The following is a 25,475-nucleotide window of genomic DNA, read 5'->3' as shown; positions in this document are numbered from 1 at the left end:
ATTCAGGGAAATTACGTTATGCCCCAAAAACGATTAATACTTAGCAGCCCGCTTCTCGAAATCATGACCAGCAGGTTATGCCAGCAACTCATTGAAAATCACCAGGATTTCTCTAACACTGTCGTCATGGGCCTGCAGCCTAGAGGAATATATTTTGCGGAACGAATTGTAGCTGAACTGAATGAACGCACTGGAAAAACCATTCCGCTCGGTTACCTCGACGCTACTTTTTACCGGGATGATTTCAGGCGAAGAGAATCTCCCCTTTTGCCCAACAAAACCAATGTCCCCTTTTTGATCGAAGGAAAAATGGTAATCCTGATCGACGATGTTCTGGCCAGCGGCAGGATGGTCCGGGCTGCAATGGACGCCATGACCGCATTCGGTCGCCCCAAAGCTGTAGAACTTCTGGTGCTGATAGACCGCCGCTATAACCGGGAACTTCCTATTGACCCCGACTATGCCGGTATGGAGGTGAGTACAGTTGAAAGCCAGCGCGTACTCGTCGAATGGAAAGAGCAGGGTTTCGAAGCGGACCGTATCTGGATGGTCGATTAATCGGGTTTCTACATCAACACATGCATGCTACCTCGGGCGTGACGCTTCTTCGCTTGTGTCCGCTTTTCCGATATCATCTGTTTTATATGTGAGTTTGTTGATATAAAAGACTTCCCGCCCCTGCCCGACAAAAGAAGTTCCTAACCGCTGCATTCCGTACGCAATGAAATATTGCCCATACCAAGGAGAAAGGTAACCGTCTTCATTATTAAGTACTTTTTCTTGCTCGGACTTAGGATTAATTTTGAACTTTTCAGTTTCCACAACCACTTTGTCCCGGCTGATTACCTCGGTATGAATTTCACCCTCCTGGGGATACGCCAGCACAAAATAATCATCAACCGGCGTCACCTGCACCATTTCCTGCAAGTCAAAACTTGTCAGATCTTTAATGGTAATACAATTGTCCCAGATAAATTTGCCGCTCCTGTCAAAACCGCAGACGATGGCGTGTGTATAACGATATCCTTCCAGCGAACGGGCAATGTAGGGCCTCGAAATACCTCCGGAAATAATTGGACTTGTAGAACGCTGATTGGGATAATAAACCTCTGCTACCAATACAATTTCGTTTTCGGTCTGGATTAGTTCGTGCACGAGAAGCCGGTACCGGAAACGGTTTTCCTTACCCAGGCTCTTGCGTTTACCAATGCGCTCCAGCATGCGCTGGCGGCGTTTCGGCTTCATGTAGTTGAAAAAATTCTGCAGTTCCGAAAACTCAATAAACTGAGGCTCACGGGGCTCGTCGTGTTCAATGTGAGTCACATACAGTCCCTGAGAGTACTGCGTGCAACCCACCGAATAATTGCCGATCAGGTAAGAGTCGTCCGGGTTTAAAGGAATGATCTGGCCGGATATAAAGCTGTTTCTGGGATCGCTAAGAGACGTTTTTTTCAGCAGTTTACCGTCGTAATTATAAGTTTTGATCTCAAAAACGCAGTTTTTTTTGCGATAGGCATAAGTGATCACATTGATATACCCGTCTATTTCATTGATATCAACGTTGTTGAGCTCCGTATTTTTTTCAAATAATCCCGGTAAGACACGGGTTGTGTGATCAAAAAACGAGTGTACGATCACGATAGGCCGCGACCGGTAATATCCAGAAACCAGCGCTTTGCTTCCAATAACCTTAAATTGCTGGACGTCAACCCCGGACAGCAAGTTTCCTTTGAAAACATCCATCGAACCGTCCGAAAAATTCAACTGCAAAAATAAAAAACGGTCGGTGTCCGGTTCTGCAAACAGCCAGTAGCCACTCTCCTCACCTTTGTAAGCCATCACCGGAATGTAACGCAGATCAAGCTTGTAGCCATTCCGCCAAACCATGTTCAACGTCGTATCATACTTTACAAACTGCCACTGTTCGTTTCTGTTATTGGAATATTGATCACCCCTGATCACCGATAAAATCCCCTGCTCACCCAGGCTGAACACCTCAAACTGCTCGGAATAGGAAGAAGTCGTCGGAATTTCCAGCCTGTCCGACTGCTGCAATTGCGCAGAAACATCATCAGCCCAGGTCAGGCTCATCAGTGTGATCAGAAAAATCCGAAAATAATATAGACAACGGTTATTCATAACTTCTTCCTTCGGGGTGTAAGTCTGTTCAATATTTACCCTAATTTTGCATCAAAAAGGATAACATTACTATTAATATTATAAATAATTTTACTCAAATAAAAACTTCGGAAAATGTTACTTCGATTTAAAGAGGACACTTTCTGTTTACCCCATTTTTCATGACGATTGAAGCAATACTGAAGGAAGATATCCAAAAAGCGATTCAGACAAATTTTGAAATAGCGGCTGATGAGATATTGTTACAGCCAACAAAAAAGGAATTTGAAGGATTTTATACGTTTGTCACGTTCACTTTAACCAAAACTACCCGTCGCTCGCCTGTGGAGATCGGGCAGATTATCGGAAATTACCTTAATGAAAACTCCCGGATCGTCGAAAGTTTCAATGTGGTTCAGGGGTTTCTGAATATCAATCTCAAAGACACTACCTGGCTGGATCTTTTCGGAGAAATTATTTCCGACGGATCATTTGGTACTTTTCCGTCCAACGGACAGTCCGTGATGGTGGAGTTTTCCTCTCCCAATACCAATAAACCTCTACATCTGGGGCACTTGCGAAACAATTTCCTAGGGGATTCTTTGTCCAAAATCCTGAAAGCAAGTGGGTTCGATGTGGTTAAAACCTGCCTGGTCAATGATAGGGGTATACATATCTGTAAGTCGATGCTGGCTTACCGCGAACTTGGCGGAGGCGAAACACCCGAGTCGAGCGGCATCAAAGGCGACCACCTTGCCGGTAAATATTATGTGAAATTTGATGTAGAATATAAAAAACAGATCGCTGAGCTGGTGGCCCAGGGGATGTCAGACGAAGATGCCGCAAAAAAAGCACCCTGGATTCTGGAAGCGCAGCGCCTTTTGCTCCTTTGGGAAAAGGGTGACGCGGAAACCGTCGCCTTGTGGCAGAAAATGAATAATTGGGTCTACCAGGGTTTCAGCGTAACTTATAACAAAATCGGTGTCAATTTTGACAAAACATATTATGAATCCAATACATACCTTTTAGGAAAAGACATCATCGAGGAAGGTCTCAAACAAAATGTTTTTTTCAAAAAAGAGGATAATAGCGTCTGGATCGATCTGACGGAAGAAGGACTGGACGAAAAACTTGTGCTGAGAGGCGACGGAACTTCTGTGTACATCACGCAGGATCTGGGTACAACAGAATTGAAAAACAGCGATTTTCACAATGACCGTTATTTGTGGGTCGTTGGTAATGAACAGGATTATCATTTTAAAGTTCTTTTTGGTATCCTGAAACGCCTTGGCCGCCCTTATGCAGATGGTTGCTTTCATATCAGCTACGGAATGGTCGATCTGCCCTCGGGAAAAATGAAGTCACGGGAAGGTACTGTGGTAGATGCGGACGATTTGGTGGATCAAATGGTGAAAACCGCGGAAAGCCGCACACAAGAGCTGGGTAAAATTGATGATTTCGCTAGTGATGAAGCACGCAAGCTTTACAATCAGCTTGCTCTTGGAGCTTTGAAATATTTCCTGCTCAAAGTGGATCCAAAGAAAAGAATGCTCTTCAATCCGGAAGAATCAATTGATTTTCAGGGGCATACAGGTCCATTTATCCAATATACCTACGCGCGCATCCGGTCTATTGCCCGCAAAGCTGAGCAGGCAGGTATTGCTGCGGTAGTACCGCCGGCGACTTACCAAATGCACCAGGCGGAACGCGAACTTGTATTTGCACTGGCCCAATATCCAACCAAAGTAATGGCAGCCGCAAATGAATTTGCACCGTCGATTGTTTCCTTGTATGCATTTGAGCTGGCCAAAGTGTATAATCAGTTCTATGCCGAGGTATCGATTTTCTCTGATCCGAACCCCGAGGCTGTTCAGTTCAGAATTGCATTATCGAGCGTAGTTTCTGAAACGATTCGCAAAGCTTTGGGGTTATTAGGCATAGAGGTGCCGGAAAGAATGTAGTGTGGATTTGATTGAATTCTCTGGTTAGATCTTAAATTCAGTATTATTAAGAATGTCCCCATATCGATTGCATTTGACCTTTAAACGTACTAACCAATAACCAGCTACCATTATGACCTTAATGAAAACAGTTCTTATTATGTTCACCTCTTTGCTTACAGGGCTTTTTGCCGACAAAAGCGAAATCGCTTCGAAACCGGCAGATGCCGCAGTTGCCAAACAAACACTTTACGATTTCAAAGTCAAATCGCTTGTAGGCAACAAAACCGTTGATTTAAGTAAATACAAAGGAAAAAAAGTAGTGATCCTGAATGTTGCGTCCAAATGCGGATATACCAAACAATATGCGGATTGGGAGAAATTCAATAAAGAGCATGGTGACAAGGTAGTAGTTCTGGGATTTCCTGCCAACAATTTTAATGGCCAGGAGCCAGGGACAAATGAAGAAATAGCCACTTTTTGCTCCGCAACTTACGGTGTTACATTCCCAATGTTTGAAAAAGTCTCCGTACTTGGCGACGATCAGGCTCCGATTTACAAATGGCTGAGTACTAAAGAATTGAATGGATGGAACGACAAAGTTCCGACGTGGAATTTTTGCAAATACGTAGTGAATGAAAAAGGCGAGCTAACCAACTTCTTTGCTTCCAAAATACTACCTACTGATCCTGAGTTCATCAACGCAGTGGGCATTTAATAAAGTTACATTTCCAGACGCAGAATTTCGCAAGGCAACGCCTGCGGATTCTGCGTTTTCAATAACCGTCGACTCTCAAAAAATGAATCCCTGGATTGAAGCTGCGCGCCCCAGAACTTTACCTCTTGCCCTTTCTTGTATTTTAATGGGCTGTTTTTTAGCAGCTTCTACCGGTCATTTCAGCTGGGCCGTCGCAGGGTTAAGTGTACTTACGACTATTCTTTTGCAGGTACTTTCCAATTTCGCCAACGATTATGGTGATGCGGTAAATGGTAAAGATACCGAACTGCGCGAAGGGCCAAGGCGCGCTGTTCATTCCGGGCATATCCAGGCAGGGACCATGTTACGGGCTATCATCGTTTTTTCAATTCTGGCGCTGATATCCGGGATCGCGCTATTGACTCTGGCCTTGAAAGATGCCCCGGCAAATACTTTCTGGGTATTTCTTGGAATCGGGATTGCCTGTATTATCGCCGCGATAACCTATACCGCCGGCAAGCGACCATACGGATACGTTGGTCTGGGAGATCTTTCGGTCCTGATTTTCTTTGGCTGGGTGGGTGTTCTGGGCAGCAGCTATCTGCATACGCATGTCTGGAACTGGGGACTTCTGCTGCCCGCCACAAGCTGCGGACTTTTTGCAGTGGGGGTATTGAATATCAATAATATACGTGATATAGAATCTGACAAAGCTACGGGCAAAAACTCCATCCCTGTCCGGCTGGGAAGGGAAAAAGCAATCGCATACCACTGGTTCATACTCACGATCGGTATGCTTTGTGTGCTGATCTATACAATTCAGCATTTTTCAGGATATACCAGCTTATTGTTCCTGCTGAGTTTCCCGTTTTTTATCAAGAACGGGCTGGCCATTTCCCGGCTCAAAAAAGCCAGTGAACTAGATCCTTACCTGAAACAAATGGCGCTTTCTACGCTGCTGTTTGTGATCCTGTTTGGGATTGGTACTGTACTTTGAGGCGTTCCGCTACTTCACAAATGGTTTAATCGCATTCCCCAGCAGTGAGTAACCTTTTGCATTCGGGTGAAGACCGTCCGAAAAAAGAGATTCATCAATTTTCCCGTCCGTTTGCAGAAATACCTTGCCGGGATCCAGATAATTGATATCTGCTTCACCGGTCAGTTGTGCCAACCTTTTGTTGAGGCTGGCGACACGTTCTTCCTGTTGTCTTCTCGGATAAATTCCAAACATTGTGATGATAGCAGCTGGCTGACGGTTTTTGATCGCCTCAATAAGCAATTTCCATCCTTCGACAATTTCATCGTCCGTATTTAGGTGCAGGTTGTTTGTGCCGATATTGATAAAGATCTGTTTGCATGAAAATCCGTCAAGCTCCCCATTGTAAATCCTCCAGAGTACGTTTTCCACGCGGTCCCATCCGTAGCCAAGATTTCTTGCGCTTTTGCCGAATGTACTGTTCCATGATTCTTCACCGGTAGCACGTGGTCCTTTTGGAAACCCACCCCAAAAATGGGTGATGGAATTCCCGATCACGATCGCCGATGGTGCTGATTTTTTGTTTAGCTCCAATATCTCTTTATGCCTCGATTCCCAATCATAATTATTCAGCTCACGCAACTGCGTAACCGGCTGGGTAGTCGACACTTCACCACTTTTTTCATGCAATATTTTCCGGATATGTGGTTCATACCCTTCAGCATAACGCATCATTCCCAGATCTGTAGGATGCGTTCCATCGACCATTGTTTCCAAATCCTGTTTAAAATCATCTTTTGGAATGAGATACAATTCCTGTATTCCTTCTGATTTCAGCTGTGCAAAAGCATCCCGCAAAATCCGGTTTGTTTCCAAGTAAAACCCTTTCCGCTCGGAATTGACGTCACCATCTGTATAACCTGCATGTTCAGCCAGCACAATGGGTACAGCTGGCCGTTTTTGTTTTAAATTACGCACCGAATTCAATATCCTGCTCCTGACTTCCTCCGCTGTGACTTGGGTCGATCCATCTGCTTTCACAATCATATTCGGCAGACAATCCAGCACATAAATTTTCGCATCGATCTCGGAAATCAGATCTATCACTTCCTTTTCCAGCCGCCCGTTTCCGGAAAAACCCAGGTTGATCGTTTGATGGTCAAGCTTGCGGCCCAAAATTGCCGGCCAGGCCATTCCCGGCCGCGATGCACAAGCTCCCTGGGCGATAGACGTACCGTACACCACCACCGGCTTTTCTGGCCTAACAGCCAGTGGAGTAAATACAGAACCCTCCTGTGTCCCTATTTCAAGCCATTTCACACTATTATATAAAGGCAAAAAAAGCCTGTATTCCCGCCCGAGTTTGTGATAATTATCGTTGGGTCTCAGACCATTGAAATCAAATGTTATCGTATCACCAAATGCATATTTCCCAGTGCACCACTGCAGTTCGCCGTCGCTGGAAATAGTGTACAAATCCACACCGCTTGCACCGGTCGGCGGCATGTGTGGCATACCATGTTTTCCGCCGACCGTATATCTGATTTTAATCTGAGGCGAATTAGCGCGAAACCTGATCATCAGACCAGCCGATTGACTGGACAAATCCCAAACCTGCTTCCTGACCTGCTTTTCAGCCCGGGCGGGAAAACGATCGTACGGATTTTTCAACTCTTTTGGCCAGGCCTGGCCTTCAACTACCGGAAATGCGGCGGTTTGGGGATTCCACCAATTCAGTTTGCCGGACTGTGCAAAAGATAACTGATGGCAAAAAAAACATAAGAACAGGAGGGCAGAGATTCTAATTTTCATACAAATAAAAAAGGACACTGTTGTATCTCTACAAAAGTGTCCATCCGGTTATTTCTTACTTACAGATGTGCTTATTTAACGATCACGCCATCAGCTATAAAAGTCAGTTCTTCCTGAGGCTCCGTAATTTTAGCAATTTCTTCTTGGCTTTTACCAGCATCCTTCGCATAATGCTGCAAATGCTCCACCGGAACCATTTTCTTCTGCGCTTCTCCCTCAAACACTACTGTTTTACCGGCAATATCTTTTGGGACAAAAAACGCATAGTCCTTAAACATCACACGCATGGTTTCGCCATTGTCCATTTTCACTTTCATCCAGCAACCTTTCACTTGACAAACCGATTCCACCGTACCCGAAACTTTCGCATCCATTTCGGTTTTGTCTTTCATTTTTTCAGGAAGAGAGCTGGCTGCTATGGCCATTTCATCATTGATTTCTTTCCCGAAATGATTCGTACTCTGCGCGTTGACAACCGAGAAACTGCCCAGAATAATTAATAAGAGAACTATCTTTTTCATATTGTTTTGATTTAAAAGTGTAAAATATAGTGTTTCAATTTTCTTTCAATAATGCTCTACAATCCTGATATTAAATTTAATAAATATCCCTTGGCGATCAAAACGGCCTTATTCCAAAACCTCGATCCAGCCTTTGCAGTGATTTCCCTGCGGGGTGTCCACTACATAATAATAGGTACCGTTTGCGATTCCTTTTCCCCAGTCATTTTTGTAGTCGGCAGCTTTAAATACAGACTTGCCCCAACGGTTGAAAATTTCAAGGGATGATGGAGAAACCGGCACTACAAATGAATCATTTTTCCCATCACCGTTGGGGGTAATCACATTCGTCAGAACAAAAGCCGGTTCCGCCTTTATTTTTTTTGAGTTTGATAACGAACACCCAGCTGCATTGTAAGCCGTGAGGGTGATCGTGTATTCCCCGGCCGTTTCATACACGTACTCAGTGACTTTCGGCTCGTTGATTAAATTTCCCGTGCCCATATTCCATTCATAGCGTTGCGCATTGGGTGTTTTATTATTCAAAGTATAATTAAACGGCTCATTACAAGCGCCGCCCGATTGTGTGATATCAAAAACAGGTTCATAGGATTTGTCCACATTCACCGTTATTTCCCGGACAGGCTTGCATCCGTCCGCATACAACCCTTCAATCGTATACGTAGTTGTTTGTTCCGGCTTCACGGTTACCGTTTTTGCGATCGTCTCCGGAAGCCCGTTGTTTGGCAGCCAGCGATAGCTTTGTGCATCCCCGGAAACAGTCAGGACAACCGTTGCGCCAAGGCAAACTTCCGTGTCGGGCATTTCTATAAAATCAGTTTTTTTGGCGACTGTTATTTTCACTGACTCATTCACCTTGCAGCCACTTGCATTACTCACCTCCACTGCAAACTCCGTTGTTTCTTTAACAGTAACCGTCGGTGCCGAACTTGTAGCATTGTCGAGTCCGTTTGCAGGTGTCCATTTATACTGCGTTCCACCCGAAGCAAATAGTTTTACGGCTGTATTTTCGCAGACCGTAGTATCTTCTTTTACTTTAACGTCCAGTGTTTCCACTATGATTTTTTTGGAGACCATATCAACCCGTTTACAGCTTAGACGGTTATATGCCTTTAAAGTAACGGTGTATTCGCCCGGTTTTTCAAAAATATATTCGGACTGGTCGTCCTCCCTCGAAAAAACATTCCCGCCTACGTCCCATATATAGTCTATGCCTCCTTCACTTGTGTTTACAAATGACAACGACAATGGTGCACAGCCCCGGGTTATATCTTTTGTACTTCCCGAATACACATCAAAATCTGCTTTGAGCCTGTCTATATCAATTTTAAACGCTGCATTGTTACAGTTCTCGCTGTTGTTGGTTTGGGACCAGGCCTGTGGGGTTACAGGAAAATGGCTGCCACCGCAGGCGCAGGTTGCATGGTAAATGGTACCGTTCTTGTCAAACCGGCTGGTTCCCCCGTCCACATGATCCCCCTGAACTCTCCCGGTGCGGTCAAGGTTGCCGAAGTAGGTGGCGTATAAAAGCGACTTGGCTCCCTGTTCCAGTATAGCGATATAAAAGTTGTTGCCATTGGTAACAGCTTGAATCGCATCGTCAGTGACCGGCAGATTGGTTGTACTGCTGAACGGGGTATGCTCTGATGTCACATTTACATTTCCACCCCAGCCAGCGATATAAATATTGCCGCATTCACTTACCAGAAACGCAGTCGGTGAGATATCCGGTGTTCCCCTACCAGAACCTATAATGGTCGAAAAAATAGATTTCGACAATGCAGCATCCAATGCATGAATGAATTGCCCGCTTTTTTCATTCTGATATACTCCCTGGCTTACAGGGTAATCACCTGTGCTGAGCCCGTACACATAAACATTGCCATTTTGATCCAGATCAAGGAGGTATCCTGCATCTTCCCGGTTTGTGCCGAGATAGGTTATGCCGAGCAATTTGTCGTTCGCATATCTTGCAACGAAAGCGTCTTCTACACCATATAAAGTCTTTTGATACGAATTTGCATTCACCGGCAGATCCGTACTTTGAGAAATACCCGTCACGTAAATGTCACCATTTGCCGCGGGCTTTACTGAATAAGCAGCATCCCACTGATTACCACCCAGATAAGTACTCCATAGCAGATCATTCAAGTCAGGGGAAAACTTAAGAATTACACCGTCCTGCTGGCCCGAAATTTTATCCTGAACCGGGTTTCTTAGTGGAAAATTGGGAGAATTGGTAGACGATGCAACCACGATATTGCCGGCTATATCTAAACCGATCTCGCCCCGGAAACTGTCACCGTAGTTCTGTATACCCGTATCCGACGGCATACTTACGCCATCATTTCCGCTGCCTCCGAGAAATGTGGATGCAACGAGCTGCTTTCCGTCAGCACTTAGTCTGGACACGAACATGTCCGCGCCATTCGGTAGTTCCAGACCGGAAATGGGCACCACATCGGTACCACCTCCAAAAACTTTTTGAAAAGCATTGGCTGTTACCGGAAAATTTCTCGAAGACGTTGTGCCCAGGATCAGCAGTTCTTTTCTGCTATTGACAATCAAACTGCTAGGAAGGTCCGTATCGGCTCCTCCCAGAAAGGTAGCATATAGCAACTCGCTTCCGTCAGGTGTAAATTTGAGAACGGAAACATCCACTTCTCCTCCGAATTTAACCTGAAAAGCACCGATAGTTGCCGGAAAATCTGACCCGAACACAGTACCACCGGAATATAGGTTACCTTCCTCATCATACGTTGCAGTATGTCCCCAGTTATCGGATCCTGAACCGGAATAGGTTGAAAAAATCAGCTCGGGATCAATCGTGAGTGTTTCGGATTTATTATACCCTTGTGGCAGGACAAAAGAGGCTGTGTGATCGGGACTAAGGGCAAAGCGGGAGGCGACATCCTTTGTTCTACCGGCGACACTTTGAAAGGAGTAGGGTTCCGCTTCTTTAAACTGCCCGACCGAAGTTTTGACAACAACCTGGCCTTTTTCGCTCAAAGAAATATCGTCCGTCCCGCTGTACTTCATCCGGATTTGTGACGCATCTGCCTGAGGATGAACTATAAATTCATATTTAAGCGTAAATCGATGCATATAGATGCGCATATCAATTCCATCATAAAGGTTTTGATAGCGTATTTCCTCATAGCCTTTTACATTGCCAGACCAGCCGGTAGGGTCTTTTCCTAAAAAATAATTGAAACGTGTTTTGACTTCCTTATTTGCCTTGTATGTAACGGTCTGCGAAGCGTTCTGAAACTGTACTTCCACCCCATGTGCCGAGATGGTTTCTTTAAAAAGCACATTTCCCTTTGCCAAAGCAGTTTTTACAGGCCTGCCGGCATGCCTGGCGGACACCTCCGAAGCATTATACAGCACATATACGATCGATTGCTTTTTAAGGAATAGAAAACCGCCTGGGATTTCGGCCCGGAACAATATCTCCTTCTCCCATTGCCCCTTGTTTTCGATAAAGTACATTCCTCCTGCCCGGACTTTGCTGCCCGCGCCACAAAGAAAAATCAGGATCAATAGCAGAATTGACTGTAAAGTTTCCCTCATAAAATGTACTTCACGTTTTTATTTGAACGCAGAAACGGTAATGATATTTTCACAAAATTCATATTCCTGCTCCACATTCGACCCGAGCAAAACAAGCTGATTATCTGTGTTATCAACCACGTGATCGAGGTACCAGCGTATGCCCTGAACGTCCAGGTTGGTAGTAGGTTCATCCAGAAAAATCACCGGCACGTCTGACAGAAACGCCAGCCCTAGCTTTACGCGTTGCTTCATACCGGAAGAGAAATGCCTTATAATTTTCCCGCTGGCGTGGGATAACTGTACAAAATCCTCAAAATCGGCGAATGAAATACCTTTTTTCAACGGTTTGAAGCTGCTGTGAAATTCAATCAGTTCACGCAGGGTAAATTCCTCGATCAGTTCAAGATAGGGTGCGGCGATGACCAGATGTTTATACCAATTATCTATCTCGATTTCCTTGCCTGAATTATCATTGTATTTAATGACACCCTCGGTTACAGGCATAATGCCGGTCAGTAACTGGAGAAGCGTAGACTTTCCGCTTCCGTTAGGCCCTACAAAAGTATATTTTTGTCCCCCCGAAAGTTCAAAACTCGCATGACGGATTATCCACTCGGTCACAAATTTCTTCCCAATATTTTCAACTGTAATCCGCACCAATCAGAACATTAAGGTTTTAAGAAATGACATGGCTTATTTTTTACTTTCGGCATAATGATCATAAGCCGCTTTTGCTATTTGGGCTATCACCAGATCACGCCCTTTTTCGTCCAGGGTCGAATTGGAAACGTAAACCACCAGAGCTATATGTTTTCCATCCGGCAAAGTGATGATGCCTACATCGTTGTTGGCTGCGGTGACACATTTGTCATTGGTGCCGGAAGTTCCTGTTTTGTGTGCGACAACCGCCGTTTTAGGAAGCAAGCCCTTGATCCGCTTCGGTCCCGTCGGAGAGTCCACCATTGATTTCCTGAGAAAATCAGTGCTGCTTTTCGAAAGCTTTTTCCCTTTTTGAAAAATATTAAGTAATTGCAACATAGCCTTGGGCTCACACCAGTTTGTAAACTGCACATCCCAGTGCCTGGACATTTCTTCTCCCGTAGCCACAATGGCAATGTCCTTTACGCCTAGATTATGAATGTAAGCCTGGACATTTTTCGGTCCGCCGAGCAGCCTGAAAAGTATATCACAGCCATTGTTATCGCTCCATGAAACCGTTGCATCCAATATCGCGGCGAGCGTAATATCTACGTTGCCGTCCGGATATTTATCCCGCAACGGACTATGGGTTTTCGGCAGAAGGTCTTTTTTGGTGATATGTATTTTCTGATCCAGCGAAAGTTTTCCTTTATCCACCTGGTCCAGCACCGCCATGGCGAGGGGGAATTTGAAGACACTCTGCATCGGGAATTTGTGTTTTTCATTCACAATAGTTGTTTCCCGGGTTTCCAGGTGCATAATCCCTACGCCTATTGTGCCATTTGCTTTCCCGACAATTTCTGTGATGCCGGCTTTGAGATCCTGTTCCTGGGCGGACACGGGAGCCGATAAAAAAACAGTTGCCAACCCGATGTGGAAAAGAAACTTTATGGAGCGAAATCTTTGAATCATTATTAATCTGTGCGCTTTAACGGCGAATATTTGTCAATCAATTCTTTTCGCTTTTCCTATCTTTTTCCTGTATCGTCAGCCTTACCAATTCTATGCGGGTATCCTGCATAGACACCACCTGAAACAAATACGGCGCGATTTCAACTGTCTCGTTAACTTCAGGCAAATCGCCGTAAAAGTGTATCAACATTCCTGCCAATGTATCATAATCCCCTTCCGGAAGCTCCCAGCCATATTTTTCATTGAGATAATCGAGCTCGTGCCGCGCGCTGAGAATATAGCTGTTGTCGTCCAGCTGCCTTTCTGTCCAATCCTCGGTTGAATCGTATTCATCCTGGATTTCCCCGAAAATCTGTTCGACCACATCCTCCACACTCACCAGCCCGGAGGTCCCGCCGAACTCATCCACCACAAGTGCCAGACTTCTTCTCTCTTCCAGAAAACGCAGCATCAGATCGCTGGCAGGCATTGCCTCAGGTACGATCAGGATCGGCGTGATAATGTTGCTGATTTCCTTGGGCTTTTTGAAAAGCGACAGTGCGTGGCAATATCCGAGCACATCATCCACAGAGTCCCGGTGAACAATGATCTTGGAATGCCCGCTGGTCAGAAAAATCTTTCTCAGGTCTTCGATGCTCGCATTCACATTGACAGCAGATATCTCTGTCCGGGGAATCATACAATCCCTGATTCTCAAATCTTTAAAATCAAGAGCATTGATAAACATCCGTTCTTCAATACTATGGTCATCAAAGTCGGGATCGTCGGCTGAAATGGCATCATCCCGCAGCGATGCGGATAGAATATTTTCCTTTACAAACGGTTCCACAACCCAGTACAGGGGCGTCATCAGCCACTCGCCAAACCTGACAGGAAATGCCGACAAATCAAGTATTTTCGGAAAACTTCTTCCAATTTTCACCCAGCTGCTGTATGAGGCCATCCACATCACTATAAGAACAGCAAACAACACCGTGAGGACGATGCCTTCCCGAATGCCCGAGTGTTGAGATAGTATCGGAAAAACAGTGAGGACTGCAAAAAAACATCCCAGTGCAACCGTTGCGAGACGAATCATCCTCAATATTCTTCTCCAGTAAAGTGTCTGGTATACTTCCTCCGCTTTTTCATGGCGGATCGAATACCTGTCGATAGAAATATCCAGAAGGACAGACCGTACAGCGCCATAATACCCTGCCAGGACAAAAAATAAAATGGTCAGCCCGGAAAGTATCATATTCATTTTCGTGCGGTTTTACCTGACTTGATCTTTTGGGGAACAGCTTTGCCCTGTTCTTTTTCCTTGGCCATCATAGCCGCTTTGAGCCTGCTGAACTGGAACAATAAAAGGCATGTCACGCTCAGCAGCAGCAGCCAGTAACTTTCTAATAGTCCTGCCCGACGGAACTCCAGTATCCACACGGCAAAAAAACCGAGTGCGAGCGCAATCAAAACAGTCCTGGTAAGTTTGGAATTCATTAACAAAGGTGTTCGTAAAAAATACCCGTCCGTTTTGACAGCCGGATTTTCAATCTTTTTCAAAGATACACAGATTGAGTTAAAACGGTTAGGCCCGGATAAATCTTCGTAGTGAAGCATAATATACCATTCATATTCCCCCCATTTTCCCTAAAATACCTAACTTGCAACGTTTGCCGCACAGTTCATTTTTTATATCTGAATTGTCAAATTATATCTTGAAAAAATATCCTATTTTACTATGAGCGAGACCACAAAACGCTTTGCGCCAGGTGTTGTAACCGGTGACGGAGTTAGCGAAATTTTCCGACATGCCAACGAAAATAACTATGCCTTACCGGCGGTTAATGTAGTGGGAACCAATTCAGTGAACGCCGTATTGGAAACTGCAAAAGCTGTGAACAGCCCGGTTATTATCCAGTTTTCAAATGGCGGAGCTATTTTTTATGCAGGAAAAAGCCTTTCCAACGCCAATCAGCAGGCTGCCATTGCGGGTGGTATTTCAGGTGCGATGCATGTTCACCAAATGGCGGCTTTGTACGATGTGCCGGTCATCCTGCATACCGATCACTGTGCAAAGAAATTGCTCCCTTGGATCGACGGTCTTCTGGAAGCGGGCGAACGCTATTTCGATCAGCATGGCAAGCCTTTGTACAGCTCACACATGCTGGACCTGTCAGAGGAACCCATTGAAGAGAATATTGAAGTTTGCTCCAAATATTTCGAGCGTATGGCCAAAATAGGCATGACGCTGGAAATTGAATTGGGCGTTACGGGGGGTGAAGAAGATGGCGTGGACAACAGCGATGTTGACAGCTCAAAACTGTATACTCAGCCTGAGGAAGTGGCTTATGCCTATGAAGAACTTTTGAAAATTTCTCCAAACTTCACAATCGCTGCAGCATTTGGTAACGTGCATGGTGTTTACAAGCCGGGTAATGTGAAGCTTGAACCGAAAATCCTTCGTAACTCACAGCAGTTCATCAAAGAAAAATTCGGAACCGGCGACCTGCCTGTAAACTTCGTATTCCACGGAGGATCAGGTTCTTCCCGTGAAGAGATCCGCGAGGCGATCGAGTACGGTGCCATCAAAATGAACATTGACACCGATATGCAATGGTCAACCTGGGAAGGTATTCTGAAGTACTACAAAGAAAAAGAAGGATATCTTCAGTCACAGCTTGGCAACCCGGATGGAGCTGATTCCCCAAATAAAAAATACTACGATCCACGTGTATGGCTTCGTAAAGGAGAAGAGTCCATGATCCAACGTCTGAAAATTGCATTCGAAGATTTGAACTGCATTAATCAGCTGGGATAATCATTTCTTAGTTTTGATATTAAAAAAGCAGCGTTTAGGAGCTGCTTTTTTTGTTCTTCTCTTTTTCGATATTACATTTTACCTCTTGCTAATTGACAGCCACCGTTTGCTCATTTTAGGTGATTTTGGTGTAACCTGCCCGTGATATTACGTCTAAACGGCATCTTTCATCAAAATCATGTCCTATGAAAAAAATTGTATGTTTTATTTTTCTTGTCTTGTGTAGTTTTTCTCACGTAAACGGACAGGATAGCTTATTGTACCAAAAGGGACAACTAGGAACGATGTTTCATCCTAAACACAGGACGACTATCGCACAAACAATTTACCATGGCAAGTCAACATTCACCGCCAACCTGTTTTTACCTTTCCTGGAAGAGGAATGGGATCCATATTCTGGTGACATTCCTTATGTTGTCTGCACAAAAGGTATTGCACTCTGCGCCTTTAAAGAGCCTTTACTGGGATTGTACGCACCAACTGAAGTAGCTGGTGGCATCGGTGCAAAAGACTTGGTCCCATTCGCTGATGTTGTAACAGATAAGCAGGCATTTAATCCTTTGTACAAACCCATATTTGAAGATTTATCATACCTTAACAAAAGACCTCCCGTCGAATACAAGCACCCTTTACCCAGCGATGCAGCTGTGAGCATCCTCGAAGCAACACAGAAATTCACCAAATTCACCCACGATAATTTTGGATGGCAGGGGTTTGATAAAGAAGGTAATAAGGTAATAAAAAGTATCCTAACCATCGATGAAGATAACACGCGGTACGATCCTGACAGTAAATACATTTTTTATGGACGATTCTATAATATGTTCGACAAGAGCATAAAATATGAAACAAGCAGAGACATTATCGGGCATGAAATAACACACGGCATCATTGATCATTTGATTGGAGATGATTACGTGGAGACGGAAGCGGACGAATTACTTGAATCCTTTTGTGACATAATTGGAATGGGGTTTATGAATATGCAAGAAGTACCCTTTATCCCAAGGTGGTCGGTTGGTAGTTATATAGGAAAAGGCGCATACACCGGGTTCCGTTCTTTTGAGGAACCAAAGCTATTTGGATTTCCCAACACCTATAAAGGGGAATTATATTTGCATCACAACCATCCGGACTATGATCCTCACATTAATTCAACCGTTGCTTCACACGCATTTTACGCGATGGTAAATGGAAAGAAAGGTTTTATTGATGAAGACCCTTCAAAGGAATCTTGCCTAGTACGACAAATTGTCCCTGATGATTCAAAAGGTTCATTAAAGATTGCATTAAAGATATTTTTTAAGGCATTTACGGAGAAGTTTACAGTAGCATCCACCTATTTTGACATGAGGAACAACACATTGCAGGCAGCACAAGAGCTAGGTTATCCTGTTGGTTCCCATGTGTATGTTCAGATTATGAATGCGTGGCATGCGGTTGGAGTAGGTGGTAAATGGGACCCCGGAAAGCATAACCTTGTATGCCCGGTAACACGCAATGCGGAAAGCTGGTATAACGGGAATGTCAGTTTCGATGCCTCCGAAGCCACAATTGAGCCGAACCCGCAATCATCGAAAATATATTTTTTATCCAGTTGCGCCACTCCGGAACATGCGGCGATTAAAACAAGATATGATAGTGATCGGGATTGTCCTGAATATGTTGACGGAGATAATGATAACAACTACTCTCCCGAAAACAATGTAAATGAGTCCCAAACAGGTGTAACAATACATTGGGCTCATGAATTAGCATCCAGATATCTAAGCAATATGGAGATTTCGAAGGGGTTGAAATACACGGGCTATGGTAGTTCGTCAAGTATTATCCCAATAGAAACCTGCGTTGGATGCACGCTGCCGATTGAAACCGCACCTTCGTTCAATCCAGAAAACAACACGCTCAATTATCCTTTATTTCCAACGAATTGCCCCTCATCAGATCAGATTATTTCGACGTTGATGGACGGCGTCTACTATCACGAGCTGGGTTATCTTGAAAGTGGCAAATACATCAATCCGGAGGCGTCCGCCATTAAAATGTCTCTAGGGAATATTTTCGCGTTAGCTGTAAAAAATGGATATAGAGCTGGTAAACTGCTTCCTGCCATCTGGACTTTTGGTGAAGATCTTTATACAGGGTCTGATTTCATCCACAGTTTCAGTAATCCAAAAAGCAAAGGACAGGCCATGTATTTTCTGGGAGAAAACTATGACCCCAAGGTAATCGAGACGGTCTCAGGTGTTATGAATTATTGGTTTTATTTACTCGTGAAAGGTACGGGTCTGGAATATCCCAATGGCTGGCCAAATGAAAAAGGAGAATTATGCACTGTGTTCGGTATCGATACAAAACTAGCAGAACAAATTGTCTTCATCGCTTTTACCAAATACCTTCCCCCGAATCCTACATTTGAAGATATGCGTTTCGCCACGCTGCAGGCACTGGTAAATGAACTAGGACATGCAGCCAACTCTCCCGCCTACATTGCAGTCACCGATGCGTGGCATGCAGTCGGTGTTGGAGAGGCTTTTAACATCCTGCTGGCTCACATACCTGAAAACGGAGCTCCCAGCGTATATCCCATGCCGGTTGATTTGGGTATAGAGACCGAATACCCAAAATATGAGGACACCAGGCTATTCGAGCTGTCGACTGACCCTTCATTTGATGACAAGCTGGCAACAGTTTACAGAGCAACCGCTTATAAGGCCGATATCCTTCTGCCTTTTCAGGATGAAAACAATCCTGGAAAAAGCATGGCGCACGCGAGGTTCTTCATGGAACCCAACAAAATGTATTACTGGCGATCCAGGCTACTTACTGTCAAAGCTTCGGCCTGCCCTCCGGAAAACAATCCTTCGAGCCTCTGCAACCAGCTGGTGGTTAAGAAAAAATGGTCGCCAACCTACTGGTTTACAACCGGGCCTTTTACCGCTGAGACCATTACTCCAAATGACAAGCAGGCCAATGTGCACCCCTGGCCGCAACAGTTTACTTTCAAAACTAACCCCGGCATTATAAAGTCCGAGATCCAGGTGATTGAGGACGCCCTACCGAACAATATATTGGAAATCTCGCACGCCCCTGACGTATTCGACGCAGCGACGCCCCAGATCGACAGTTCAGAGGTTTTCAAAGTAACGACCCCATACCAATGGCGGGTACGGGATATCGGCCAAATGAAAGGATCGCCGGAAGGCCTTGATGCCAGCCTGAACCACATCGGACAGACCGGTCCCGAGATCATAACCGACTGGAGTAATAACGGCCAATGGATTTCGTATACGACCGGCAAACCCCAGGGAGCAGCAAGCACACCCGTCGACAAAATCACCGTTCCGCCGTTTGGACAGGATGTTGAATTCAGCTGGCTTCCGGTGAAAGGTGCTGCCGGCCATAAATTACAGTTTTCGCTATCCGATCAGTTTGATGTACTTCTGAAAAGCTATGACTTTGCCGACGGTGCAATCTTAAGTAAAACCCTCAATCAGATGCCCAGCTTCAAGGATAAGGAAGTCATTTACTGGCGTGTTGTGCCGGTGGGCCCTAAAGGCACGTTTGTGCCGGTAGGTGAAGAAGGCAACCCATCCGCAGTACGGAGCATCATGATCGACCACAATCTGATTCCGGCCGTAATACTTACCGGCCCCAAGGATGTGGTACCTGTCCGCTTCGGAGCAAATTTCACATGGGATCCGGTGGTTGGCGCCCAGACTTATGAGTTCAGTGTGGCACGTACGATGGATCAGGTTGTTCCTGCGAACGGAGCGGGCTCTACGCCCAACACCAATATCACTTTACTTGATATGGACATTTTACCTCCCGGTATCACAGGCGGTTACACCTGGACAGTGAGAGCTGGTGCCAAAGATCCGCAGACCCAGCAGATGGTTTTCGGCAAATGGGCTGCTCCTTTGACGTATAAATTACGACCAGACAAAGTGCTCAGTATCAAACCTGTTGAGGAAAGTGACGTGGACCCACCGGAACAGAAAGCAGATCTGACCTTTACAGCAAAGCAGAACATAGAATGGGCGCCAAGCGGATATAAATTCCAACTTAAGGAAGAAGGCAGTGTTGTTTTTGAGAAGCTGCTGCCCACATTAGAGTCTGTTAAGCTTTACCAACTTCATTGTAACACGGGGTACAAGTATACCTTTGCCGCATTGAATGACGATATTAGTTCCGTGACTACCTGGAAAGAATTCCTTACCCTCGGCGGAAACGCTTGCTCTGATGAAGGAAAACCTGATAAACCTACGGAGACACCGCCAGTCGGAAATGGTAGTGGAATTAGCAGCCTGGGATTTTCGCTGGATCTCTTCGATTTCGAATTTCCAAACGCAACCACTTTCCAGGCAAAAGTGACGGTTATCGCACCGGATGGAACACTTGCATACGAATTTGACAACATTTTTTCCAATGGAGCAGGTGTGATGTTTATTCCGGATCCTAATGCCCAGTTTAACGCGAACGGAAACTTGCCTGAAATGACCGGGATATACAAGATGACAATTGAAATTACCAAACTCCTGAATGGCACAGATGAAAACTTCGCGGCGGATGTAAAATTCAAGCTTATGGTTTTCGAATACGACAACAACACACTTGAAATAATCAAGGCAATAACCCATGAAGCTCCCCTCGGCGGAAGAGCTATCGGGATGTCGATCGATGATCTTGAAATTCCATATGTAATCCCCAATTAATTTATTCTTATGAAAAAAATCATCTTAATACTGCTATTTCTTGGCACAATGAACTCCATAAGCTTGCATGCTCAGAACATCGAAAGAAAGTCAGGGCTTTCGGAAATACGCTATAACCCGAATGGCGATCTTCGTATTTATCCGAATCCCGCAAAAGACATTGTGGATGTCCGAGTCGATAGTGACAAGATCCAAAAACTGGAAATTTTCGATGTCAAAGGCGCCTCATTGCTCAGGCAACCTATGCTTCCCAATGGCAAAATGGATATATCGAAATTGCCTCCGGGAACGTACCTGGTAACTGCAACAGCTTGGTATAAAACCTATTCTAAAAAACTGGTAGTAATGAAGTAGCAGGTAACGAGACGAAGATTGATACAGTTTGCATTCATAGCAAATATGGTTTAAAAAGCAGCTTTTCGGAGCTGCTTTTTTGCCTAAAAAGCCCGGCAGGTGACTCCCCAATAATGCCACCCCTGCCAGGGTTTTTGGTTAGCGAAGTGTCCGGTTGTTATAATAATATCAGCCCTTCGGGCTTCTACAAGTTACCTCCTAATTGAACCGATCCGGAATCCCGTTTGAAATCCCGAAGGGATGAAATTATTCTAGACAAAAAATCAATCACGAACACGTGAACCCCGTGAGGGGTGACATCGTTTTGCAACCGTTTGTTAAAATCAAATTCATTATTAATAACCTTTTGATCGACCGAACTCGCCGGCGGCTCATTGAAGCCTAGGTACTACAAAGATTCGTTTTGATCTGTTTTAGATTGGGAGGAATTGTAAGGATATAATACCCCTGATTTACGCAAGCACACGAATGTGACACACCTCAAATCGAATTTCTAAGTAAGGACATGGATTTGTTTAACAGTCTTGTGGGGTTACAATATTTCACTCAAATCGCCCAGAAATACAAAAAAAATATTTTTGATTACAATGTTAAAGTCACTAAAACTGATGATGAGATATATAATTACATCAATTCTTTGAGTGACCGAATTGTTGGTAGCTCTGCTGAAATAAATAATGGTTCACCACTTAATATCCTTGTAAAGCTACAATGAACACTCTTAGGATCATATCGCTGATATTTACCATTTTTTCCCAATTCTCATGCGAGGACAAGTTTTATAAAGAGAAGTTTGATGTAAAATATGCTATTATCAACAAAACCGATTCGATCATCCCGACAATCAAAGTCAATGCGAACAACGGAGCGAAAGTATGGGTCTTTAAGGACGTATACCCTGGGAAAACCGAAAAATTGACCTTCAATATTAAAAGAGATCTTCGAACTTCGGAAGGAAGCATCACGCTGATTTCTTCTTTCAATAGTAAAGATTCCGTATATCTCGGTGTAGCCTATTATACCAATTGGTACTATTTGGAAAAAAATCCGGCTGCATTCAACATTTATAAGGATAGAATAGAACAAGTTAAATAACTGTGCTCTTCGCACGGCCTAAATGGAGTTCAAGATGAATATTCAGTTTTGAAAATTGGATAGTCATTTTAAAACCGATATCCGATTTAATATGTGGGGAAAAGCAATTCCCCCTTACTTACCAATCAAAAAGCTATCACCAGCTGTAAAAATGCTGAACCGGATGTCTTTCATTTTGATTAGACCATTATCGGTAATTTTCAGACCTTCCGGTTTTGCTATCACCACCACCTGGCTGTTTCCGGCAACCCTTACTTTATTTCCGGTAACAATAATGGCTGTTTCTTCATCAATCCCAACACAAATGAGTTCAGGAAAACGGGCGATGGCGGATAAAAGCCGGTTATAACGGCTGCGGACAATAAAATGCTGGTCGACAATTACATTGGGCATGAGTCCGAGCCCCGGTTTTATTTCCAGGTTTTTGTCGACAATCTTTCGGAAAGTCGATCTTAATGTAGTATCGCCTACCAATTCATTGCCGGTTATCATGAACTTGCTCATGACAGCGGCGCCCGCACTCGTACCGGCAATCGTCGCGCCGTTCTGATATGCCCGGTGGATCGCATCATAGACCGGCGTGTTCAGCACCACGTCCATAAACCGCTCCTGATCACCGCCTGTAATAAAGATCAGTTTTGCTTTTTCGAGAGAGTCCAGCCGCAGCTTATTGTTTACCTCGGAAGACTTAAAATTGAGGTTAACGATTTGATTATTGCAGACCGGTTTCAAGTCTGCTTTGAAATAATGGAATGAAGTGTCAGGACTAGTGCCAGACATGGGCAATACCGCTACATAATCACCCGCATGCAGATTCGATACAGCTACCAGCTCCTTCATCAATGCCGGAGGGCGCTCACCGCCACCAATGATAAAAAGTGTTCCTTTTGCAGATTGTCCTGCTGTTTTGTAACTAATTAAAAGGATTAAACAGAGGAGACAAACCGGCAACTTCATCAAATCAATTTTCATGTTTGAAATTTAATAAAAGATGCCGGTATAAAAACCCACAGGCACACAGGATGCCGGTTATTTGCTTATTTTGAAATGATAATTCGCAAAATGGATAAAATTACCCCAGTCGTATGCAGTAAGATTATGCTCTCCTTCACGGATATGATATGCCAGTGGCGACCGGATGATCGGCTCGTTAATTCCCGGCGGATCGGCCGGCAGCGCTGATCTCATTTCATATAGACCGTACACGCGCTCCGCATTTTTCAAACTTAGAAAAGTCCCTTTCGGATCAGCCCAAAGATCTTTGGATGCATTGGTAGCATATACAGGTCTTGGCGCCACCAAGGCGATCAGCATGTGCTGGTCTACTGGTAACGCATTTTCACGATCGTTGTATTTCTTGTAATTGTTGTTGAACCAGTGCGGGAAAGTAGTGTTTATCCGGCTTATCCTTTCGCCAAACTGCCGCCTGGCTAATGCAGCACCTGTGTTTCCTGAACAATTCGTAACGCAGATTGCAAACCGCCGGTCCTGTGCCGCTGCCCACAGCGATGCTTTACCTCCCCGCGAATGACCTACGACCACTACCTTTTTTGCATCTATGTCGGTATCCGTTCCAAAATAGTCCATCACCCGGCTCGCGCCCCAGGCCCATGCCCCGATTGCCCGCATACCGTTGTCGGCGGCGAGCTGCTCGGGGTAAAGCTGTAAAACACCATTGCTGTAAGTATCCTTATTGTCCGGCGCAAGATCGCTGACGTGGAAAGCTGCCACTGCATAACCACTGTCTATCACCATTTCCGCGGGCCAGAACTCGCTTTTGATTTTTCTGGACGGGTCGGTGTTCTCCTTTCCGCGGTTGTTGATCAGAACAAATACAGGCACCGGCCTTTCTACATTACTTGGAAGTAGCAGTACCAGATCTATTTTCACCTGTTTTCCCTGCCGGAATACTTCAATCAATACTTCTCTGTGTTTTGCCCTGCCTTCCATCACGGACTGTCCCTCGCTCACAACATATCTGATGCTATCGTAGCGGGTTGGCGTCTGACCATAGATATTATCTTCAAAAAGTTTCCGGATTTCCGGGCGCCGAACATTTTCCCAGGTTTTTTCACTTTTCACCTTTTTCCTGCCCGTTGTTTTCAGAACATCAGGCAGAGTATAAGGGGGAACTTTTGACTCGTCATAATTCTGCGCCCGGGCTTCGGTCAGTAAAACGACTAATGCAAGTAATAGGAGGAGGTTTTTCATATAACATAAAGGTTCTTTCAGAAAAGAACCTTTATGTTATAATTTAACTTCCCCGTCTTCCATTCCCTGCCAATATTTAATCTGTTTGGCTTTGACAGAGATCATGGCCAGGCCGGGTGTATCAAGTCCTTCCTCAAACCACTGATCCAGTTCCGCCACCCAATGCTCGCTCATCTTATCTTTTGAACGCGTAACTTCAGCTTTTCCGGCTACGGAAATAAAGATGTCTTTCTCACCCTGAAAAGTAAGGTTAACGCCATTATCCAGCTCTATGTCGCTGACCATCCTGGAACCTTCCCAGGTAAAAAAATAAGAATTGCCGTCGTATTCAACCTGACCATTGTTGCTCATCGGCCGTGATGCCAGCATACCATTGGAAGTCGTCGTGGTGAGCATACAGATGTCAATGTCTTTCATGATCTTGCTGACGTCCTGAAGTGTTTTTTCTGCCATGATTCTATTTGTTTTTTTCCGACTTCAGCTAAAACAATAGTGCCGCATTTTGAAAATTCGGGTAAAATCCGGCGTTGGCTTCAAAATTTATCTTGTAGCTGTTGGATACTTACCATCAGAAGATTAATTTTCCTGACATTTAGCCTAATATGCCTTATCAAATAATTATTATAAACAAACCCTTACGCCCCTTCAATGAAAAAAATCCTTTTTACCTTTTCTCTATCCCTGCTATCGTTATTTGCCCTGGCACAGGCGGAAACCGAAAAGATCCAATATTACAAAGGCCGCATCATTTACCGAGGACAAGAAATTCCCAAGCCCAAGCAGATCAGGTCGTTATTGTTAGAAAAACCCTCTCCATCACCGGAACTGGAAATCTTTGTGAAGAAATATAGGAATAACAACAACATCGCGCTGACACTCGCTACACTCGGAGGTGGCGCTATCGGATATTCATTGGGAGGTGTACTCGGAGGTGCCAAAATCAATCCGGGCCTTTTGGCAGCCGGGGCCGGATTACTCGGGATCGGCCTGGCCTTTGACAGCAATGGCAGGAAAAATCTCAAACTGGCTGTCGCCGCCTACAACAAGTAACTAAAACCTGTAGTATCAAA

20 protein-coding genes are annotated in these 25,475 nt (G+C 44.7%); 9 read left to right on the top strand and 11 right to left on the bottom strand.

Annotation, left to right across the window (positions count from 1 at the left end; all coding sequences use genetic code 11):
- Nucleotides 1–18 precede the first annotated feature (18 nt).
- Nucleotides 19–558 carry a bifunctional pyr operon transcriptional regulator/uracil phosphoribosyltransferase PyrR gene (gene pyrR / locus FBF61_RS11960; RefSeq protein WP_138477456.1) on the top strand — a complete coding sequence of 180 codons (540 nt, stop codon included), beginning with the start codon at nt 19–21 and terminating at the stop codon, nt 556–558.
- 27 nt (nt 559–585) lie between these two features.
- Here the strand turns inward: pyrR and FBF61_RS11955 are convergent, their stop codons facing one another.
- Entirely contained in the window at nt 586–2,139 is a 1,554-nt protein-coding gene (locus tag FBF61_RS11955; RefSeq protein ID WP_229215015.1) for a hypothetical protein, read from the bottom strand.
- Between the two features lie 161 nt (nt 2,140–2,300).
- Here FBF61_RS11955 and argS point away from each other — a divergent pair, with 161 nt between their 5' ends.
- From argS to FBF61_RS11940, 3 genes are all read left to right on the top strand, one after another.
- A complete protein-coding gene (argS, locus tag FBF61_RS11950) occupies nt 2,301–4,079 on the top strand; it encodes an arginine--tRNA ligase (protein WP_138477455.1) in 1,779 nt (592 codons plus the stop codon).
- A gap of 139 nt (nt 4,080–4,218) precedes the next feature.
- Nucleotides 4,219–4,776 carry a glutathione peroxidase gene (locus FBF61_RS11945; protein ID WP_229215014.1) on the top strand — a complete coding sequence of 186 codons (558 nt, stop codon included), beginning with the start codon at nt 4,219–4,221 and terminating at the stop codon, nt 4,774–4,776.
- Nucleotides 4,777–4,858: 82 nt separating this feature from the next.
- Nucleotides 4,859–5,752, top strand: a complete 894-nt coding sequence (locus tag FBF61_RS11940) for a 1,4-dihydroxy-2-naphthoate polyprenyltransferase (protein WP_138477453.1) — start codon at nt 4,859–4,861, stop codon at nt 5,750–5,752.
- A 9-nt stretch (nt 5,753–5,761) separates the two neighbouring features.
- Here the strand turns inward: FBF61_RS11940 and FBF61_RS11935 are convergent, their stop codons facing one another.
- From FBF61_RS11935 to FBF61_RS11905, 7 genes are all read right to left on the bottom strand, one after another.
- The gene (locus FBF61_RS11935; RefSeq protein WP_138477452.1) at nt 5,762–7,543 is read right to left on the bottom strand and encodes an SGNH/GDSL hydrolase family protein; all 1,782 of its coding nucleotides are present in this window, start codon (nt 7,541–7,543) and stop codon (nt 5,762–5,764) included.
- A 71-nt stretch (nt 7,544–7,614) separates the two neighbouring features.
- Nucleotides 7,615–8,064, bottom strand: coding sequence for a DUF4920 domain-containing protein (locus FBF61_RS11930; RefSeq protein ID WP_138477451.1), 450 nt, complete (start codon nt 8,062–8,064; stop codon nt 7,615–7,617).
- A gap of 108 nt (nt 8,065–8,172) precedes the next feature.
- Complete coding sequence (locus FBF61_RS11925) at nt 8,173–11,637, bottom strand: T9SS type B sorting domain-containing protein (RefSeq protein WP_138477450.1); 3,465 nt, start codon at nt 11,635–11,637, stop codon at nt 8,173–8,175.
- A gap of 18 nt (nt 11,638–11,655) precedes the next feature.
- Nucleotides 11,656–12,276, bottom strand: a complete 621-nt coding sequence (locus FBF61_RS11920; protein WP_138478087.1) for an ABC transporter ATP-binding protein — start codon at nt 12,274–12,276, stop codon at nt 11,656–11,658.
- Between the two features lie 36 nt (nt 12,277–12,312).
- Nucleotides 12,313–13,230, bottom strand: a complete 918-nt coding sequence (gene bla / locus FBF61_RS11915; RefSeq protein WP_138477449.1) for a class A beta-lactamase, subclass A2 — start codon at nt 13,228–13,230, stop codon at nt 12,313–12,315.
- Between the two features lie 37 nt (nt 13,231–13,267).
- Entirely contained in the window at nt 13,268–14,473 is a 1,206-nt protein-coding gene (locus FBF61_RS11910; RefSeq protein ID WP_138477448.1) for a hemolysin family protein, read from the bottom strand.
- Entirely contained in the window at nt 14,470–14,772 is a 303-nt protein-coding gene (locus FBF61_RS11905; protein ID WP_138477447.1) for a hypothetical protein, read from the bottom strand. The genes FBF61_RS11910 and FBF61_RS11905 overlap by 4 nt, the downstream gene beginning before the upstream one ends.
- 178 nt (nt 14,773–14,950) lie before the next feature.
- On the opposite strand from FBF61_RS11905, the gene fbaA reads away from it, so the two are divergent.
- From fbaA to FBF61_RS11885, 4 genes are all read left to right on the top strand, one after another.
- Nucleotides 14,951–16,030 carry a class II fructose-bisphosphate aldolase gene (fbaA, locus tag FBF61_RS11900; RefSeq protein ID WP_138477446.1) on the top strand — a complete coding sequence of 360 codons (1,080 nt, stop codon included), beginning with the start codon at nt 14,951–14,953 and terminating at the stop codon, nt 16,028–16,030.
- Between the two features lie 185 nt (nt 16,031–16,215).
- Nucleotides 16,216–20,745 carry a M4 family metallopeptidase gene (locus FBF61_RS11895; RefSeq protein WP_138477445.1) on the top strand — a complete coding sequence of 1,510 codons (4,530 nt, stop codon included), beginning with the start codon at nt 16,216–16,218 and terminating at the stop codon, nt 20,743–20,745.
- Nucleotides 20,746–20,754: 9 nt separating this feature from the next.
- Nucleotides 20,755–21,099 carry a T9SS type A sorting domain-containing protein gene (locus FBF61_RS11890; protein ID WP_138477444.1) on the top strand — a complete coding sequence of 115 codons (345 nt, stop codon included), beginning with the start codon at nt 20,755–20,757 and terminating at the stop codon, nt 21,097–21,099.
- A 711-nt stretch (nt 21,100–21,810) separates the two neighbouring features.
- A complete protein-coding gene (locus FBF61_RS11885) occupies nt 21,811–22,194 on the top strand; it encodes a hypothetical protein (RefSeq protein WP_138477443.1) in 384 nt (127 codons plus the stop codon).
- A gap of 114 nt (nt 22,195–22,308) precedes the next feature.
- Here the strand turns inward: FBF61_RS11885 and FBF61_RS11880 are convergent, their stop codons facing one another.
- Genes FBF61_RS11880 through FBF61_RS11870 form a run of 3 tightly spaced genes read right to left on the bottom strand, consistent with a single transcriptional unit; the run spans nt 22,309 to nt 24,858 of the window.
- A complete protein-coding gene (locus tag FBF61_RS11880) occupies nt 22,309–23,166 on the bottom strand; it encodes a cyanophycinase (protein WP_205748274.1) in 858 nt (285 codons plus the stop codon).
- A 57-nt stretch (nt 23,167–23,223) separates the two neighbouring features.
- A complete protein-coding gene (locus tag FBF61_RS11875; protein ID WP_138477442.1) occupies nt 23,224–24,405 on the bottom strand; it encodes an alpha/beta hydrolase in 1,182 nt (393 codons plus the stop codon).
- A 36-nt stretch (nt 24,406–24,441) separates the two neighbouring features.
- Entirely contained in the window at nt 24,442–24,858 is a 417-nt protein-coding gene (locus FBF61_RS11870; protein ID WP_138477441.1) for a pyridoxamine 5'-phosphate oxidase family protein, read from the bottom strand.
- A 195-nt stretch (nt 24,859–25,053) separates the two neighbouring features.
- On the opposite strand from FBF61_RS11870, the gene FBF61_RS11865 reads away from it, so the two are divergent.
- On the top strand, nt 25,054–25,455 hold the full coding sequence (locus FBF61_RS11865) for a hypothetical protein (RefSeq protein ID WP_138477440.1): 402 nt from the start codon (nt 25,054–25,056) through the stop codon (nt 25,453–25,455).
- Nucleotides 25,456–25,475 lie beyond the last annotated feature (20 nt).

Source organism: Dyadobacter bucti (genome assembly GCF_005869225.1).
Classification (GTDB): domain Bacteria; phylum Bacteroidota; class Bacteroidia; order Cytophagales; family Spirosomataceae; genus Dyadobacter; species Dyadobacter bucti.
Note: the sequence above shows the minus strand (reverse complement) of the source record. Positions and strands in the feature narration are given on the sequence as shown.

Coding starts and splice junctions, on each gene's coding strand:
- pyrR (WP_138477456.1), top strand. CDS start 19: ATGCCCCAAAAACGATTAATACTTAGCAGCCCGCTTCTCGAAATCATG.
- FBF61_RS11955 (WP_229215015.1), bottom strand. CDS start 2,139: ATGAATAACCGTTGTCTATATTATTTTCGGATTTTTCTGATCACACTG.
- argS (WP_138477455.1), top strand. CDS start 2,301: ATGACGATTGAAGCAATACTGAAGGAAGATATCCAAAAAGCGATTCAG.
- FBF61_RS11945 (WP_229215014.1), top strand. CDS start 4,219: ATGTTCACCTCTTTGCTTACAGGGCTTTTTGCCGACAAAAGCGAAATC.
- FBF61_RS11940 (WP_138477453.1), top strand. CDS start 4,859: ATGAATCCCTGGATTGAAGCTGCGCGCCCCAGAACTTTACCTCTTGCC.
- FBF61_RS11935 (WP_138477452.1), bottom strand. CDS start 7,543: ATGAAAATTAGAATCTCTGCCCTCCTGTTCTTATGTTTTTTTTGCCAT.
- FBF61_RS11930 (WP_138477451.1), bottom strand. CDS start 8,064: ATGAAAAAGATAGTTCTCTTATTAATTATTCTGGGCAGTTTCTCGGTT.
- FBF61_RS11925 (WP_138477450.1), bottom strand. CDS start 11,637: ATGAGGGAAACTTTACAGTCAATTCTGCTATTGATCCTGATTTTTCTT.
- bla (WP_138477449.1), bottom strand. CDS start 13,230: ATGATTCAAAGATTTCGCTCCATAAAGTTTCTTTTCCACATCGGGTTG.
- FBF61_RS11910 (WP_138477448.1), bottom strand. CDS start 14,473: ATGAATATGATACTTTCCGGGCTGACCATTTTATTTTTTGTCCTGGCA.
- fbaA (WP_138477446.1), top strand. CDS start 14,951: ATGAGCGAGACCACAAAACGCTTTGCGCCAGGTGTTGTAACCGGTGAC.
- FBF61_RS11895 (WP_138477445.1), top strand. CDS start 16,216: ATGAAAAAAATTGTATGTTTTATTTTTCTTGTCTTGTGTAGTTTTTCT.
- FBF61_RS11890 (WP_138477444.1), top strand. CDS start 20,755: ATGAAAAAAATCATCTTAATACTGCTATTTCTTGGCACAATGAACTCC.
- FBF61_RS11885 (WP_138477443.1), top strand. CDS start 21,811: ATGAACACTCTTAGGATCATATCGCTGATATTTACCATTTTTTCCCAA.
- FBF61_RS11880 (WP_205748274.1), bottom strand. CDS start 23,166: ATGAAAATTGATTTGATGAAGTTGCCGGTTTGTCTCCTCTGTTTAATC.
- FBF61_RS11875 (WP_138477442.1), bottom strand. CDS start 24,405: ATGAAAAACCTCCTCCTATTACTTGCATTAGTCGTTTTACTGACCGAA.
- FBF61_RS11870 (WP_138477441.1), bottom strand. CDS start 24,858: ATGGCAGAAAAAACACTTCAGGACGTCAGCAAGATCATGAAAGACATT.
- FBF61_RS11865 (WP_138477440.1), top strand. CDS start 25,054: ATGAAAAAAATCCTTTTTACCTTTTCTCTATCCCTGCTATCGTTATTT.